Genomic DNA, 15,643 nt, shown 5'->3' with positions numbered 1-15,643 from the left:
AGCAATCTCCCTGCGGTAATCCTTAATGCAGCTTTGCCACGTATAATCTTTTACGCCATGCTTCAAACTTCCAAAATAATTACAAATTCTCCTGTCTCCTCGACGCTATAAACATCATAGCATCTTGGCAAAGGCAGATTACATAAGGATGACTCCTGCAAAAAACGGTAAAACTGACATTCTCTCAGATTTTCAGTGCAGTATGGATTTGAGCGGTTTGCCGCTTTGCAGGTTTTGATAAACAATCTTTTTATATACCGGATCCCCTTGCCAAAACATATTTTTTCCCCATTCACCTTATACGGCTGATTGCAAGTTACCTGTTTTATGAATCAGCCCCGGACATAAGCGCCGCCTCCCCGGCCTTCTCCGGCAGCTGCACCAGGATTACCGCCGCAAAAACAAGAACACATCCGAATATTTCCTTCAGATTCAGCGTCTCCCCCAGAATCACCCAGCCGGCCAGCACGGACACTACGGATTCCAGGCTTAAAATCAGTGAGGCCACGGTAGGATCCAGGTGCTTCTGCCCGATTATCTGCAGGGTATAGGCCACGCCGCAGGACATAACCCCTGCATAAAGAACAGGGACTGCGCCGCTTACCAGCCCGCTCCAGGTCGGTTCTTCAAATAGAAAGGCGCCGATTGTACAGATAATCCCCGCCACAAAAAACTGGATGCAGGAGAGCTTCACGCCATCCGTCTTTGGTGAGAAATAATCAATCACCAGGATATGGATGGAAAAAATCACCGCACAGATAAATACAAGCACATCTCCCCGGTTCAGGCTGAGTGTCTCATTGACACAAAGCAGATACATTCCTGCCGCGGCAATCGCCGCCCCGGCCCAGACAATTCTTCTCACTTTTTTCCCAAAGAAAAGTCCCATAATGGGAACAATGATAATGTAAAGAGTGGTAATAAATCCGGCCTTCCCCACCGTGGTATACTGTATGCCGATCTGCTGGAACATACTTGCCGTGCATATGGCAAGACCACAGCAGACGCCGCCAATCAGCGTGATCTTCCGTCTTTGTTTTCTCTCCTCCGCTGTTTCCTTACGTGTCTCTGCCTTCTTCTGTTTCTGCTCACGGAATACAATTAGAGGCAGAAGAACCGTGCCTCCAATAAGGCTTCTTGCACCATTAAAGGTAAACGGCCCCATATAATCCATCCCTACGCTCTGCGCCACAAAGGCCACACCCCAGATGGATGCCGCAAGAAAAAGGAGCAGACTACTTCGGTAGCTGTGATCTCTGCCGTGACCGATCTGTCCGCCCCTGCTGCTTTCGCCGTTTTGATTCATTTATATGTACCTTCTTTCCCGAAATTTAGTCTTTCTGTTTCAGAGCGCGCTTGAAAAATCATTCCCGCTCTTCAGTCTGTGATATATCTGAACATTGTCATAATCCGGCGCAAATTCCTCTGCCGCCTGATAAATCTTCCTGATTGTCTCCACGCTTTCTTCCAGCTCGTCTGCCGCTTCCTCCGAGCTTTTCCCTTTTTCAAGCTTCCTGCAGGCCAGCTTGATAAGCAGAAGAATTTCCCCTTCCTGTTTTGCCATTTCTTCTATTTCTTCCAAAGCCTTACACATATCCGTTTCCCCTTTCCCGCTGTCAGCATCTGCTTTCCACCATCTGTCCGCATGAAGAAGCTCCTTCAGCATATCGTAGGTATCCGGTGGAATATGTCTGAACATTTCACTGTTTTCCTGTATATACTCCTTCATTCCCGTTCCGTCGCCGGCCATCTTCAGCAATGAAAAAATAAGCTTCCAGTCCGTACGGAAATTATCCGGCTCCGCATTTTCCGGCTGTATTAAATTGAGCCGGTAATTTGACAGATATGGACGCATGTCCTCAAATTCCTCTGGAATATCCATCATGTCCAGAAGCTCCATCGGCCCATCCCACGGTGTTGTTCCGTAATAAAGGCACAGCGTTACCACCGGCACGAGCCTGTCCTCAGGGAAAAAGCCTGATAAAAACTGAGCGCTGTTCTGATAGTCTCCGTTTTCCCGATGCCTTAATGCCGCCTGCTCCACCTGGCTGGTATAGCTCATGGCATCGTAGAGCATTTCCCTTACAGGCATAGCATAGTGTGCCTTGTCCTGCCCTTCCACAGCGAATATGGCGTACAAGGCATTTCCGCATGCCTTCCTGACCGCATCCCTGTATCTCTTAACAGTTACCTACCTGCCGTCCTTATCCGCAAAGCTGACAATAGATTCACCCGGCAGGCTCTCCAGGCTGCCGGCCTTCAGCACCTGTTTCCCGCCAAACAGCGATCCATTAAACAGATCACAAAAATGGGCCGGATTCTCGAGAAATCTTTTTACTGCCGAATCTTTTTCTTTCTTCATACAAGTATACATTCTCCTTAAATCTTGTTGGTAAATCCAAAAGATGTATACTTTATACAGGTTATATTATAGACATATCCCGTCGAAAAAGCAATTCCTTCGAATACCAAATATAAAAAATGGAATCAATGGCTGATACAGCCGGATGAGTAAATAAGAATTATGAAATATTTATAACTGTTCAGTACCCCTCACAGTTACAATTATTTATACCATATATCTGGAGAATCCGAAATAGTAATTATTCACAAATTGTAAAAAGTGCAGAAGAAAAGGCAGCCATTCAGTTTTTTCACAGTAACCGGAAAAGGTTACGCGGCCTCATGTGTTTTTTAACTGTACAAAGGATTCCTTTGCAGCATAAAATAACGTTACAAAGGAATCCTCAGAAATACTGTTAAGTAAAAATTCACAGGGCAAAGTGAGCGGACAGGTCGGATACGATCTGGCGGATTCTTTTTCCTTCGCAGAAAAGGATCACATCCGCATATTTTTCATATAAAGGAACTCTCTCTGCATAAAGCTCCTCCAGCGTCTGCCCGTCCTTTAGAGCCACGCCACGCTGTTTCAGATCGCCCAGCCGTCTGTTGATTTCCTCACAGGAAAGCTGCAGATAGACTACTGTGCCGATCTGTTTTAAGTGTTCCATGGCTTCTTTTCCGTAGATTACACTGCCGCCGGTGGCAATTACGCAGTGCTTCGCCTCTATCCGGCTGTTCACATCATTTTCCACCTGAAGGAAGCCGTCCAGCCCTTCTTCGGAAATGATTTCATGCAGCAGACGGCCGGTTTCCTCCTGGATAACCAGGTCGGAATCCAAAAAATGATAGCCCAGGCATTTGGCCAGAACAACGCCGACCGTGCTCTTGCCTGCGCCGGGCATTCCAATCAGTACGATGTTATCTTTTGTATACATATAAATTATCCCAGGTACGCAATTACTTCCACTTCACAGAGAACGCTCTTGGGAAGCTCTTTTACCGCAACACAGCTTCTTGCGGGCTTTTCTGTAAAATATTTCTCATATACGCTGTTGAATGCAGCAAAATCTGCCATGTCTGCCAGGAAACAGCTTGTCTTAACCACACTGCCGTAATTTACGCCTGCTTCTTCCAGAATGGCTCCGATATTCTTCATTACCTGTTCTGCCTGGGCCTCAATGCCTTCCGCTTCAATCGTACCTTTTGCCGGATTAATCGGAATCTGGCCGGATGCAAACAGAAACTCTCCTGCTGCTATCGCCTGTGAATAAGGTCCTATTGCCGCAGGTGCTTTATCGGTCGCTATTTTCTTTAACATAATATTTTCCTCCTTTTATTTCAGCTGCTGTCATGTGAATCAATTTCACTTTTCCAATCATACCATCAAATTTCGTGTCAGGCAAGAATCATTGTGGTCAAAAATCAGCTATAATTGAGGTATTCGTAACCCTGGAATATAAAAGCTTTTGCACATTTTCTTATTCGTCAAAAGCTACGGTTACATAGAAGCCCCTCTCGTTTTCAATGACGGCCGTTACGTCTCCTTCCTTTGACAACAGTTTTTCCCGGAAGGGATAGTTGCCGGACATGGCAAGGGAAGGGTCAATTGTATAATAATAGTTGCTGGGAAGGACTCCTTCCGTTACCGTTACATGGTCGCCTTCCTTTAACAGGCCGGGCCGTTCCATTTTAAATTCCATTGTGCGCATTGCTTCATCCTTCTTTCCTGAAACTGCATTTCCTGTAATCAGCGTTTCCTCTTCGGCCGTTATGTTACAGCTAAGCCTGCAGCCGATCCGTAACTGCAGCCACCCATGACAAACCGCTTTTATTGAAGGACGGATGTTTGGGCTTAATTTATTCTGTGTCTCCCCGGTTTCGCACGGGAGCCGGATACGGCTGAACTGCAATGCTATTATACTGCCGCCGCATGTGATTGGCAATGTCTGTTCCGCGTGCTTTGATGCTCAGCCTGCCGGTTTCTCTGTTATCCCCCAGGCCCAATCTGCTGTTTCCGATACTTCCATAACACACCGCTGTCGAACAAAATTCTCCCATGTCATATGTATTATCGCATAAAAGTAAGGCTTCCAACCACACCATCATACAATAACATCGGGGCCTGCAGCAATCAGCAGCCCCCGATGCACATACACGTACTCTTATAAAAACTAATCTATACCGGACTTTCCAGCACTACCCCATGGGCGATTCCCGGAACATTCTGTCCCTCATTAAAGCTTGTTTTGCTCAGAAGCGCTCCTGTAGGCGCAAATAATACACGCTTCCACACGCCCTCCTCCAGCATTTTCAGGATATAGGCGGACAGTGTCACTGCCGAACAGCCGCAGCCTGAGCCTCCTGCATGGGTATCCTGTTCTCCCGCATCGAAAATTTCAATGCCGCAGTCCATATGCTGGCCGGAAATGTCTATTCCTTTTTTATTCAACAGGTCAATTAATACGGTCTGTCCCACTTTTCCCAGATCGCCTGTAATGATTTTATCGTAGTAATCAGGCTGCCTGCCGAAATCCTTCAGATGCTGCTCAATGGTATCCGCAGCGGCAGGCGCCATACAGGCCCCCATGTTCATGCTGTCCTTCAGTCCGTAGTCCACGATTTTTCCCGGCGTAAGACCGGTAATTTTGGCTCTGGCCTTCCCTGTTTTCTCCGCGCCCAGCAAAAAAGCGCCGCTACCCGTCACGGTCCAGGTGGCCGAAAGAGGGCGCTGGTTGCCGTAGGCAAGAGGAAAACGGAACTCTTTTTCCGCACTGGCAAAATGGCTGCTGGTGACACAAGCCGCCTTATCCGCAAAGCCTCCGCTTATAATCATCGATGCCAGGGTCAGGGAAAGGCCGCAGGTGGAGCAGGCTCCGTAAAGGCCGAACAGAGGAAGTTCATAGTTCACCAGGCCGAAGCTGGTGGCGATTTCCTGTCCCAACAGATCCCCTGCAAACAGGTATCGTACCTCCTGCGCCTTCCAGCCTGCTTTCCGCAGGGCGGTGCCCAGGGCCTCCTTCTGCAGGGTGCTCTCCGCATCTTCCCAGGTCTGGGCGCCGAACATGTCGTCCTCTCCCACCAGGTCAAATAAATCGCCCAGCGGCCCTTCCCCTTCTTTTTTCCCCACAATGGAGGCGCTGTCTATCATGTATACCGGTTTCTGAAGGCTCACGCTCTGTTTGCCCAGAATCGGGGAAACCGGTGTTTCTTTCCTGTCTTTTTCCATTTTTACCGCATTCCTTTCTGTCTGGTCTGCAGTTATTATTTGGTTATTTTAAGGAAAGTATGCAAACATAAGCCCATGGAAAACCAGAATTCTTTTTTTCATAAATTTTACAGACAGGGTAAGGGAAAGGAAGCCGCCAAAAAACGGCGGCTTCGGATTGTTTTTCCTGCGTTATATTTTCACTGCCCCTTAAACCTGCACCAGATGAATCAGTTTTCCCTGAAAATCGCCCCACATCCCGGCGACCTGAAGACCTGCATACATCAGCGTATCTCCGCCGAAGACGCCGTCTTCTCCCTCGATACGATACTTCTTATCCGGGTGCAGCCCTCTTAAGAATATTCTCCTGCTACGCTGGCCTGTACGGCCTTTTACCTGGATAAAAGTTACAAGGCTCTCCGTTCCGTCTTTGGATACCACCTGCCAGCTGTCATACATCTGATTTTCCGAAGCGGATGTCAGACGGAAATAATCGCCCCCGGAAGGGAGCATATCATTTAGTACGCCTGTGTACCTCCTTATGTAATATAACCATACTCATAGCGCCTCGTTTTTCAGGTAATTACCCGTTACCCTTTCAGGCCGGAGAACGCAATACCTTCAATCAGATATTTCTGCGCAACACAGTAAATCAGCACCATGGGAAGCAGTGAACAAACGGTTCCCGCCATAATCAAACCATATTCCGCGCCATATTCCGTCCGGAAAGCGGCCAGGCCAATCTGTATTGTTTTGAGTTTATCCGTATTCAGGTAAATCATGGGGCCCATATAGTCATTCCACATGAAATTAAAGGTAAAAACAATCAGGGTAGCCAGTCCCGGCTTACACATGGGCATTATGATCTGAGAGTATATTTTCAGTTCCCCGCAGCCGTCGATCCTTGCCGCCTCGGACAGTTCCATCGGAATACCAAGCATGAACTGCCTGAGCAGGAACACTCCGAAGGCGCTGAAAAGATTCATGAGGATAATGGACCAGTGGCTGTCATAAAAGCCCATATTTTTGATGATAATGAACTGCGGGATCATGATGGCATGCCAGGGAACCATCATCGTTGCAAGATAGCACAGGAAAATCTTGTCTCTCCCCGGATAATCCATCTTTGCAAAGGAATAAGCGGCCAGGGAGCATGTTACGACCTGTCCGACCGTAACGATTATGGACAGCTTAATCGTATTCAGATAATAGGTGAGGAAATTTACCCTTGTCCACACCTCCTGGTAGTTGGACCAGCGGAAAACCTCCGGAATCCATTTGATAGGATATTCAAAAATTTCCCTGTCATATTTAAAAGAGGATGACAATGTCCAGAAAAACGGGACCAGCATGGTCAGTCCGATTATCATTAATATGACAAACAGCAGGGAATGCTGTATACGTACTTTTCTTTTATATGATTTTGTCAGCATGCTGAAAGCTCCTTCCTTTTACTGCATATAGGTAACCCATTTTTTCTGTCCCCTGAACTGAATCAGTGTAATGATCAAAATAATAATAAACAGGAAATAGGCCATAGCAGATGCATAACCGAAATTAAGGTATTTAAAGCCTTCCTGGTAAATCCGGTAAACCAGCACATTGGTCGCCCGGCCCGGTCCGCCCTCCGTCATAATGGAAATCAGATCGAATACCTGGAAGGAGCTGATCAGCGCCAGTATCGTAACCATAAACATGGTAGGTGAAAGCATGGGCAGCGTGATGTGGAAAAATCTTTTCAGCCCGTTTGCCCCGTCAATTTCAGCGGCCTCATACAGATGCTTCGGTATGGACTGGAGCCCGGCAAGAATGATAACCATGTAGTAGCCGGCCTGTTTCCAAATGGCAACGATCATGACTGACACCAGCGCCGTACTGGAGGAAACCAGCCACTGAGGCGGATTGCTGATCCCGATATGGCTGAGGAAAAGATTCAGCGGCCCTCTGGTCGGATGAAAAATCATGGCCCATACAATACCGACTGCAACCATGGAGCTGATATTCGGGAAGAAAAACATGGTCCGGAACAATCCTGTCCCCTTGATCCCCACATTCAGCGCCACCGCAAGGAGCAGGGCAATAACGATGGTACACGGCACCGTAACGCCGGTATAAACCAGGTTGTTTATAAAAGAAACCTGAAAATATTCATCGCTGAACATTTTTATATAATTGCTTAATCCGACAAAATCAAAGGTCTTAAAGCCATCATAATTGGTAAAGGAAATTACCAGTCCCATAATAATGGGAATTCCCATAAAAATTAGAAAACCGATAAAATTCGGCAGGATAAAAAGGTAGCCCTTCAGCCATTCTTTTTTAAATTTTTTCTTTGGCACAGCTGCATTCTTAGCCATTTTCTCACCCTTTCCTGAAAAAGGGGGAGCAATTCCCGCCTCAACGGTTACCCGCTCCCCTTTTGTCACAGTTTATCTCTTACTTGCCCATCAGATCCGCTCTCTGCTGCAGGAACTTATCCATAGTTTCCTCAATGCTTTTTTCTCCCAGCAGGTAAAGCTCGGCATTTTCCTTGTAGATATTAAGAATCTGGTCAAAGTTGCTGGATGCCGGAGATTCCTGGACCTTTTTCGCATTGAAAATTACGGATACGGAATCCTTTCCCACGGCTTCCTTATAAGCTGCTTCCGCGCCCTCATCCGTATAAGCATGTACCATTCCGGTGCTCGCATAAATGGCAGCGCCTTCCGGTCCGCACAGGTATTTCAGGAAATCAAAGCTCTCCTCCGGATGTTTGGTTGTAGAGGTGATTCCCGCAAACTGGAACTGTCCCCAGGTAGTGCCTGGTTCCACGCCGTCCGGAATAGGCATCGGGGCGATTTCCCAGCTGACATCTGTTTTCCCTGCATTAATATCGTTGAGAAGCATATTGATCATCCATTCACCCTGAGGCATCAGCGCTACTCTCTTGTTTTCAAAATCTGCAAGATACTGGGTATCCGTAGCCTTCATTTCTCCAAGGCTCATATGGGATTTGTCCACATTGTACAGCTGGTTTAAAAGCTCCAGGGAATCCTGGACTGCGGTAACATCATCCGCATTCACATACACGCCCTGCTGTGTGGCCATGAACTGTGTATGCCAGTCAACCCAGTAACCGCCCCACTGTTTGTCAGGGCCTTCCCCTGCGGTGAGCTTTTTGGCCATCTCCGCATATTCCGTCCAGGTAAGCTGATCCGGCATCTCAACGCCCGCTTCTGCAAGCAGGTCGGGATTATAAAACAGCATCCAGCAGGTGGTCCTTGTGGGCAGGGCAAAAATCTGTCCGTCGGGATAACTGGAATCCCACATAGCGCCGTATTTGCTGATATCCAGCTCACTGTTTTTCACCATCTCCGTCAAATCCATCAAAGAACCGGTATCCCTGTACTGCGTCACCTGCGCGAGCCCTCTGATATCAACGATGTCCGCTTCATCTCCGGCCGCCATCATAACCTTTAATTTGTCATCATAGCTGTCATTTGCAATACTGATCATTTCCACATGGACGCTGTCGCTCTGTGCATTGTATTGCTCAACTACCTTGGAAATATAGTTTTCTTCATCACTCCAGATATAGAATTTAAGGTTTGTCCTTTCACCGCCCTTTGTATCTGCCGCCGTATCCTGCGCCGCCGTACCTGTGCCGCTGTCAACCGTACCTGCGCTTTCTGTTTTTCCGCCGCAGCCCGCAAGCAGACTGCATGTCATTACTGCCGTTACTGCCATTGCCAATACACGTTTGAACTTCATTTCAATTCCTCCCTGATACTATTTATTTGTCGTAGAACTTATTGACACGACTTAGTATATATGTAAACATACCCAGTGCAAAGGTTGAAATTTTATAAACCTTTGTGTATATTATACTAATAGAGTGATCGTACATTTCGCATTTTGTACATATGCGGGGAGGATTTATAATGTTTTATGCGCTTTTTATTCTTCTTTTCATCATATTTTTTATGCTTTACCAACATCACAGGGAACAGCATACCATTTCCTTTACCCTTGTTCTTGTTTCTTACTTTTTTGCCATCATCGGGATGATGATCTATTTCTCCCGTGACGCCTATTACTACAATGTGATAAAGAACTATTTCTATCTGCCGGATCCTTTATGGCGTAAATTATTTTTCCTGCCCATCTCCCGTTTTAACGTCATACGTATCATGAATGTTGCAAGCCTGAGCATTGTCCTGGCCAGCGTATATTTTGCCCTGAGCTTCCACACGCCCTTTACTCCCAGGACAATAAAGCTCACAAAAATCGGAATCTGGATTTATCTTATGCTGCAGCTGCTTATTTACGATCCTTCAGTTAACATCCGTCTCTATTATCTTCTATACCCTTCAGTTATGGGATCGCAGCAGTTCTATGATGCGGAAAAAGTTATTTATCTCATCACACGCAGCGGAAATAACCTGCTTATGCTCTTCAGCGTGATTATCCTGTTTGTGTCGTTCTATCATTCACCGCGGATACAGCTGATCCGCTATAACTTTTTACTGATGGCGGTCTGCTTTTTTACGCTCAGCATCTTTTATTTTACTTTTATCTCAAGAACGCCTTCGTTCCTGCTGCGCATTTCCAAACTTGCGGATTCCTATTATTTCTGGTATATAAATCTGGGCAGCAATGTAATATTCTACAATGTATTTCCTTTTGTACTCATTATTTTCCTGCTGCTGATATGCTACAGCCTTTACAGGCTCTCCCACATCAGCCATCAGATTGATGTGGAATCCTTTGAAATATCCAAACAGATTGACGCCACGGAAACCACCTCCAAGGTATTCTGCCATTACATAAAAAACGAACTTCTTGCCATACAGTCGGAGCTGGAGCTGCTTCCCGCCATGGAGTGTCCCGAACAATCCGTCCAGGAAACCATACACCGCTGCGAAAAGCTTTACAGCCGGATTGATGAAATCCATAAAAGTACGAAAACCGACGAGCTGCATCTGATAGATATTGATTTGAAAGAACTGCTGGAACGCGTCCTGGAGGCCTTTAAAGAGGAGGCCTGCCATATAAAAATCTGCTGCAACTTTCCTGATTACCCTGTCATCGCCCTGGCAGATCCCGTATACCTGGAGCAGGCAATCCACAATATCGTAGGAAACGCCATCGACGCCATGATGGAAAAAAGCAGCCGGGACGGAGAGGCTGACAGCCGGCTTCTCACCCTCAATCTGCGCTATACCGACGACTGGATACACCTGGAAATACAGGATACGGGCACAGGCATTTCACAGAATAATATTAAAAAAATATTTACTCCCTTCTTTTCCTCCAAGTCCACCTCCAGGCACTGGGGAATCGGCCTGTCGCTCACCTACCGGATCATCCAGGCGCATGAAGGGAAAATTGAGGTGCACAGCGTCCTGGGCAAGGGTACCTCCTTTCAGATACTGCTTCCCAAAATAACACAGATATTTAATGAAAAAAGGAGTTTTCATGGAAAATAAGATAAGGGTGCTCATCGCAGAAGATCTGGAGCCTATCCGGAAAAAATATGTATATTATCTGTCCCAGTGCGCTGATATCGAACTGGTAGGCAGCGCAGAAAGCGGAAAAGAAGCGGTTGAAACCGCCCTGTCGGCCGTTCCCGATGTCATTCTGATGGATATAGAAATGGAAACAAAGGATGCCGGGATCCGTGCTTCCAGGGAAATACTCGCCCATTATCCCGACATTAAAATCATCATCCTCACCGTGTATGAGGATGATGAACTGATTTTTTCGGCCTTCCAACTGGGGGTGTGCGACTATATGCTGAAGAACTCCACCAATGAGGAGATTATATCCGGCATAAAAGCGGCACACGAAGGCCGCTCTCCCATCCGTCCCGAAATCGCCGGTAAAATCCGAAGTGAATTTAAACGGGTAAAGACCTATGAAACCAGCTTCCTTTACATGCTGAACCTTCTCTCCTCCCTCACCGTGACCGAACTGGATACCCTGTATCTGCTTTCCTCCGGCCATACAAGGGCTGATATCTGCGCTATCCGGCATGTGGAGATGTCCACCGTCAAGTCACAGATACACAGCATCCTTCACAAATTCAAAAAGAAGTCCATCGTGGAAATCATAACCTCCACAGAGGATCTTCACCTGCTTGAACTTGTCATCAAAAACAGGCCTGACTAATAATGTGTGTAACAGTTCACCCTTTGGCCGAACTGTTACTGCATCCGCCCATTAAAAGTCGCCTTCGGCGAGGGGCGGATGCCTGCTGCCGCCACATTTACTCACGGTTTGCGCAGTGAATGCGCAAACCTGCCTGCACTGTTACAAATGTGCTGCCGTTCAGCCCGAATCCACTATACATCCTTCCCGCTTTTATTGTATAATAGTAAAAGCGTTCCTCCAACCGGGGCGCGTTCTAATGACAGAGGGGGATTACTCAAATGAAAAAGAAGTTCTTTGCCGATGAAACCGGTTTCTACCGCCAGATTTTCAAGCTGGTTCTGCCTATTGTTATCCAGAATCTGCTGAGCGCCGCCGTCAGCTCAGCGGATATCGTCATGCTCAATTATGTGGGGCAATCGTCCATTTCCGCCGTTTCCCTGGCCTCCCAATATGCCAACATCCTTTTCATGGTGTATTACGGGCTTGGCACGGGAGCCACCATGCTGTGCGCCCAGTATTTCGGCAAGGGCGACATGCATGCCATTGAGGTAGTGGAAGGGATTGCGCTGCGTTTCTCCATCGTGATTTCACTGGCGTTCGCGTCCGTGGCCCTGCTGATTCCCGAACTGATGATGAAAGTTTTTACCAACGATCAGGAGCTGATTGTGCTGGGAGCCTCCTATCTGCGTTTTATGAGCATCACCTATCTGTGCTGGGGCATTACGGAGGTCTATTTGTCCGTGCTTCGCAGCATCGGCCGGGTTACTGTGAGCATGGCGCTCAATATTCTTGCCTTTTCCCTTAACATCCTGCTGAATGCCGTATTTATTTTCGGTCTTTTCGGCGCGCCCAAACTCGGCGTTATGGGTGTTGCCATTGCCACCGCAGCCTCCCGTATTGTGGAGCTTGCCTGCTGTTTCCTTGTTTCGTTTTTCAGCAAGGATATTAAGCTCAATTTCAGGTTTATGTTCATCCGGAACAAACTTTTGTTCCAGGACTTTGTAAAGCTTTCCCTGCCGGCACTGGGAAATGATGTGAGCTGGGGCGTCGCTTTTTCCACCTATTCCATCATTATCGGCCACCTTGGATCCGATGCGGTGGCGGCCAATTCCTTTGTAATCGTAGTGCGTAACTTCGGCACCATCCTCTGCTTCGGAATCGCCAGCGCAGGCGGCATTCTGCTGGGAAAGGTAATCGGTGAAAACCGTCTGGAGGCTGCAAAGGAGGATGCGAAAAAACTGATGAAGCTCACCATTCTCAGCGGCGCGCTGGGAGGCCTTCTGATTCTGGCTGTAACGCCCTTCGTGCTCAGATACGCCACGCTTTCGGAAACAGCCATGCATTATCTGAAATACATGCTTCTCATCAACACCTACTATGTCATGGGCGCCGCCGTCAACACCACTCTCATCGCCGGCGTTTTCCGGGCGGGCGGCGACAGCCGGTTCGGTTTTGTCTGCGATACCATTGATATGTGGTGCTACGCCGTCCCGCTGGGCTTTATTGCAGCCTTTGTGTTCAAGCTTCCCGTCATGTGGGTTTACTTCCTGCTGTGTACGGATGAATTCGTCAAATGGCCATGGATCCTGAAGCATTACCGCAGTGAAAAATGGCTCAACAACATCACCAGGGACAACCTGTTTGAGGAAAAGGCCCTGCAATAGCCGGGAGCCGGTGCCATCAGGTTCCATCAGCAACAGCCCTCACGCTCCGACCTTATATCGTCAAAAAAAGGGACAGCAAAACGGCATACGCCTGATTTGCTGTCCTTCCCTTATTGATTACATCACGCCCATCAGCTTCAAAATCCAATATATCACTCCCAGCACCCAGCTGGTAAAAATCCCGTACAGGATAACCGGGCCGGCTATCGTAAATATCTTGCAGCCCACGCCGAATACCTGGCCCTCGCTTTTAAATTCGATGGCCGGGGCCGCCACGGAATTGGCGAAGCCGGTAATGGGAACAAGAGCGCCCGCGCCTCCCCATTTTACAATAGAGGGATATATGTTAAATCCGGTAAGCACCACGCTCATCAGAATCAACAGTAAGGCCGACCAGCCGCCGGAGGCCTCTTTGTCCAGCCCCATTCCGGCGCAGGTATTCAGAATCGCCTGCCCTATCACGCAGATAATTCCCCCAACCACAAAGGCCTTCAGCATCTGCAGCCATATATTATGTGTAGGAGTCACCTGCTTGACGTACTCCTGATATTCTTTTTTTTGCTTTTCATCCATAGCCGACATTCCTTTCTGTTATACAGGAAACTGTAGTTCCTTAGAATCTTTGTCAGTATATGGAGATGCTATAAAAATTATTCGGAGGCGTTTGTTTTTCAAAATATCCAATTTGAATTTGAATATAAAAAGGTCCGTGCCTCTTTTTCCCCTTCATATAGGCATCCGGTCACATGGACGGTGATGTCCTCTGCCCTCTTTCCATCACAGGATAATAAACACAGGCCAGAGGCGCATCCTCCTCTTCCCGCAAAGACTGCACCGCAATTTTCTGCGTACGGCCTCCCTCCGTTATCTCCATCCGGACGCACTGGTTGTATCCGGTGCCCTTGTCCGTACCAGCCATGTCTGCTCACAATTATACGGATGTACCTCTGCCGGTATAATCTTCCATAAATCCGGTGATTCTAAAGATATAGAATGAACCCGAATATGCCGCTAGCACGGCAGAACCGCAGGAGGTTAAACATGAGCAGAAAACGAAAAATAATCGGCGGCATCCTTTTGCTGCTGTTTCTCTGCATAGCAGGCGTTTTCATTTACCTGAAAGCAGTCATTCCTCCGGGCGAAGAATGGATCGCATACAACAGCGGTAAAATCACCGCGGACATCGACCGCCAGCTGGAGGATTTGGATATTGATACCCTGATATCCGAAAAGGAAAGCCTGGTTCTTGAAAAAAACATTGATGAGCTTCAGCAGGCAGTGGGCCAGGGGAAGCTGACCTATGAAGAGCTGGCCGCCATCTGTCTCTACCGCATTAAAACGCTTGATCAGAGCCGGCATGGCTATAATTCCGTAACGGAGGTCGCTGTGGATGTTCTGGAGCAGGCCAGGGCCTGTGATACCGCGCGAAGCGCTCTCCTCCAATCAAGCATACAGTTCCCGCCTTCTCCTCTGTTCGGTATTCCCGTATTGCTTAAAGACAATATCAATACCGCGGATATTCCCACAAGCGCCGGGGCCGAAGCCTTTTCCACTTTCCTTCCCAGGGAGGATGCCGCCCTTGTCCGCACGCTGCGGGAACAGGGCGCTGTCATCTTAGGGAAAAACAATCTTTCAGAATTTGCCAATTACCTTTCCTCCGTCATGCCCTCGGGCTACAGCGGGAAGGCCGGCCAGACCGTCAATCCCTTCGGCCCCCTGAAAATCTCTCCCTCCGGCTCCAGCAGCGGCAGCGCCGTATCTGTTACCGCCAACCTTGCCCCTGTCTCCTTCGGGACGGAAACGGCAGGATCCATTTCCGGGCCTGCCGCCGCCAACTCCGTCGTAGGCTTCAAGCCCTCCCGGGGCAGCATATCCGCCGAAGGAACCATGCCGTTGATTCAGGCGGTTGACACCCCCGGCCCCATCGCCAAATGTGTCAGCGATGCTTCCCTCGCCTACGGCGCCCTTTCCGGTTCCTATGCCGATCTTTCCGGACAGGAAGACGCCCTGAACGGCGCGGTGATCGGCCTGCTTACCTATGATTACAATCAGGAAGACATGATAACCCAACTGAAAACGGCGCTGGAGCATGCCGGCGCACAGGTAAAGGAGCTCCCCGGCATTCAGGATGTATCCGTGCAGAATATCATTTATCTGACCTTCCGCCGGGATTTGGTAGTGTCAAGTTTCACTACCGTTTTTTATTGTTAAACCTTGATTTTATGGGAGTTTACAATAAAAAGAGCATTGACCTCCCTTTTATGGTATAATGTCACTCGCCAAAACAACCTTATACGAA

At 48.0% G+C, this 15,643-nt stretch carries 17 protein-coding genes; 4 read left to right on the top strand and 13 right to left on the bottom strand.

The features are described 5' to 3' along the window. Nucleotides 1-325: 325 nt before the first annotated feature. From FYJ45_RS12470 to FYJ45_RS12425, 11 genes are all read right to left on the bottom strand, one after another. Nucleotides 326-1,306, bottom strand: a complete 981-nt coding sequence (locus FYJ45_RS12470; RefSeq protein WP_154464847.1) for a DMT family transporter — start codon at nt 1,304-1,306, stop codon at nt 326-328. A 39-nt stretch (nt 1,307-1,345) separates the two neighbouring features. Further along, nucleotides 1,346-2,140 (bottom strand): hypothetical protein, encoded by a 795-nt coding sequence (locus tag FYJ45_RS12465; protein WP_235930782.1) that lies wholly within the window; start codon nt 2,138-2,140, stop codon nt 1,346-1,348. 51 nt (nt 2,141-2,191) lie between these two features. Next, nucleotides 2,192-2,362 (bottom strand): hypothetical protein, encoded by a 171-nt coding sequence (locus FYJ45_RS30640; protein ID WP_235930781.1) that lies wholly within the window; start codon nt 2,360-2,362, stop codon nt 2,192-2,194. Between the two features lie 409 nt (nt 2,363-2,771). Next, entirely contained in the window at nt 2,772-3,278 is a 507-nt protein-coding gene (locus tag FYJ45_RS12460; protein ID WP_154464846.1) for a shikimate kinase, read from the bottom strand. A gap of 5 nt (nt 3,279-3,283) precedes the next feature. Continuing rightward, complete coding sequence (locus FYJ45_RS12455) at nt 3,284-3,661, bottom strand: RidA family protein (RefSeq protein WP_154464845.1); 378 nt, start codon at nt 3,659-3,661, stop codon at nt 3,284-3,286. Between the two features lie 160 nt (nt 3,662-3,821). Then, a complete protein-coding gene (locus FYJ45_RS12450) occupies nt 3,822-4,052 on the bottom strand; it encodes a hypothetical protein (RefSeq protein ID WP_025490697.1) in 231 nt (76 codons plus the stop codon). 467 nt (nt 4,053-4,519) lie between these two features. After that, entirely contained in the window at nt 4,520-5,569 is a 1,050-nt protein-coding gene (locus FYJ45_RS12445; RefSeq protein ID WP_154464844.1) for a stage V sporulation protein AD, read from the bottom strand. 189 nt (nt 5,570-5,758) lie between these two features. After that, nucleotides 5,759-6,061 carry a GH36 C-terminal domain-containing protein gene (locus FYJ45_RS12440; protein WP_154464843.1) on the bottom strand — a complete coding sequence of 101 codons (303 nt, stop codon included), beginning with the start codon at nt 6,059-6,061 and terminating at the stop codon, nt 5,759-5,761. 77 nt (nt 6,062-6,138) lie between these two features. Further along, a complete protein-coding gene (locus FYJ45_RS12435) occupies nt 6,139-6,981 on the bottom strand; it encodes a carbohydrate ABC transporter permease (protein ID WP_154464842.1) in 843 nt (280 codons plus the stop codon). A gap of 18 nt (nt 6,982-6,999) precedes the next feature. Then, nucleotides 7,000-7,905: a carbohydrate ABC transporter permease gene (locus FYJ45_RS12430; protein WP_154464904.1), complete on the bottom strand. Its 906-nt coding sequence runs from the start codon at nt 7,903-7,905 to the stop codon at nt 7,000-7,002. A 79-nt stretch (nt 7,906-7,984) separates the two neighbouring features. Then, nucleotides 7,985-9,298: an ABC transporter substrate-binding protein gene (locus FYJ45_RS12425; protein ID WP_154464841.1), complete on the bottom strand. Its 1,314-nt coding sequence runs from the start codon at nt 9,296-9,298 to the stop codon at nt 7,985-7,987. Nucleotides 9,299-9,468: 170 nt separating this feature from the next. On the opposite strand from FYJ45_RS12425, the gene FYJ45_RS12420 reads away from it, so the two are divergent. From FYJ45_RS12420 to FYJ45_RS12410, 3 genes are all read left to right on the top strand, one after another. Further along, nucleotides 9,469-11,016 carry an ATP-binding protein gene (locus FYJ45_RS12420; protein WP_181970076.1) on the top strand — a complete coding sequence of 516 codons (1,548 nt, stop codon included), beginning with the start codon at nt 9,469-9,471 and terminating at the stop codon, nt 11,014-11,016. Further along, a complete protein-coding gene (locus tag FYJ45_RS12415) occupies nt 11,006-11,698 on the top strand; it encodes a response regulator transcription factor (RefSeq protein WP_154464840.1) in 693 nt (230 codons plus the stop codon). The genes FYJ45_RS12420 and FYJ45_RS12415 overlap by 11 nt, the downstream gene beginning before the upstream one ends. A gap of 260 nt (nt 11,699-11,958) precedes the next feature. Then, on the top strand, nt 11,959-13,344 hold the full coding sequence (locus FYJ45_RS12410; RefSeq protein WP_154464839.1) for an MATE family efflux transporter: 1,386 nt from the start codon (nt 11,959-11,961) through the stop codon (nt 13,342-13,344). 117 nt (nt 13,345-13,461) lie between these two features. Here the strand turns inward: FYJ45_RS12410 and FYJ45_RS12405 are convergent, their stop codons facing one another. Together FYJ45_RS12405 and FYJ45_RS12400 are read right to left on the bottom strand one after the other, a co-directional pair. Next, on the bottom strand, nt 13,462-13,917 hold the full coding sequence (locus FYJ45_RS12405) for a SpoVA/SpoVAEb family sporulation membrane protein (protein WP_025490691.1): 456 nt from the start codon (nt 13,915-13,917) through the stop codon (nt 13,462-13,464). A gap of 169 nt (nt 13,918-14,086) precedes the next feature. Then, nucleotides 14,087-14,263, bottom strand: coding sequence for a hypothetical protein (locus tag FYJ45_RS12400; RefSeq protein ID WP_154464838.1), 177 nt, complete (start codon nt 14,261-14,263; stop codon nt 14,087-14,089). Nucleotides 14,264-14,385: 122 nt separating this feature from the next. On the opposite strand from FYJ45_RS12400, the gene FYJ45_RS12395 reads away from it, so the two are divergent. Next, complete coding sequence (locus FYJ45_RS12395; protein ID WP_195841797.1) at nt 14,386-15,555, top strand: amidase family protein; 1,170 nt, start codon at nt 14,386-14,388, stop codon at nt 15,553-15,555. Nucleotides 15,556-15,643: the final 88 nt, after the last annotated feature.

The organism is Eisenbergiella porci (assembly GCF_009696275.1).
GTDB lineage: Bacteria > Bacillota > Clostridia > Lachnospirales > Lachnospiraceae > Eisenbergiella > Eisenbergiella porci.
Note: the sequence above shows the minus strand (reverse complement) of the source record. Positions and strands in the feature narration are given on the sequence as shown.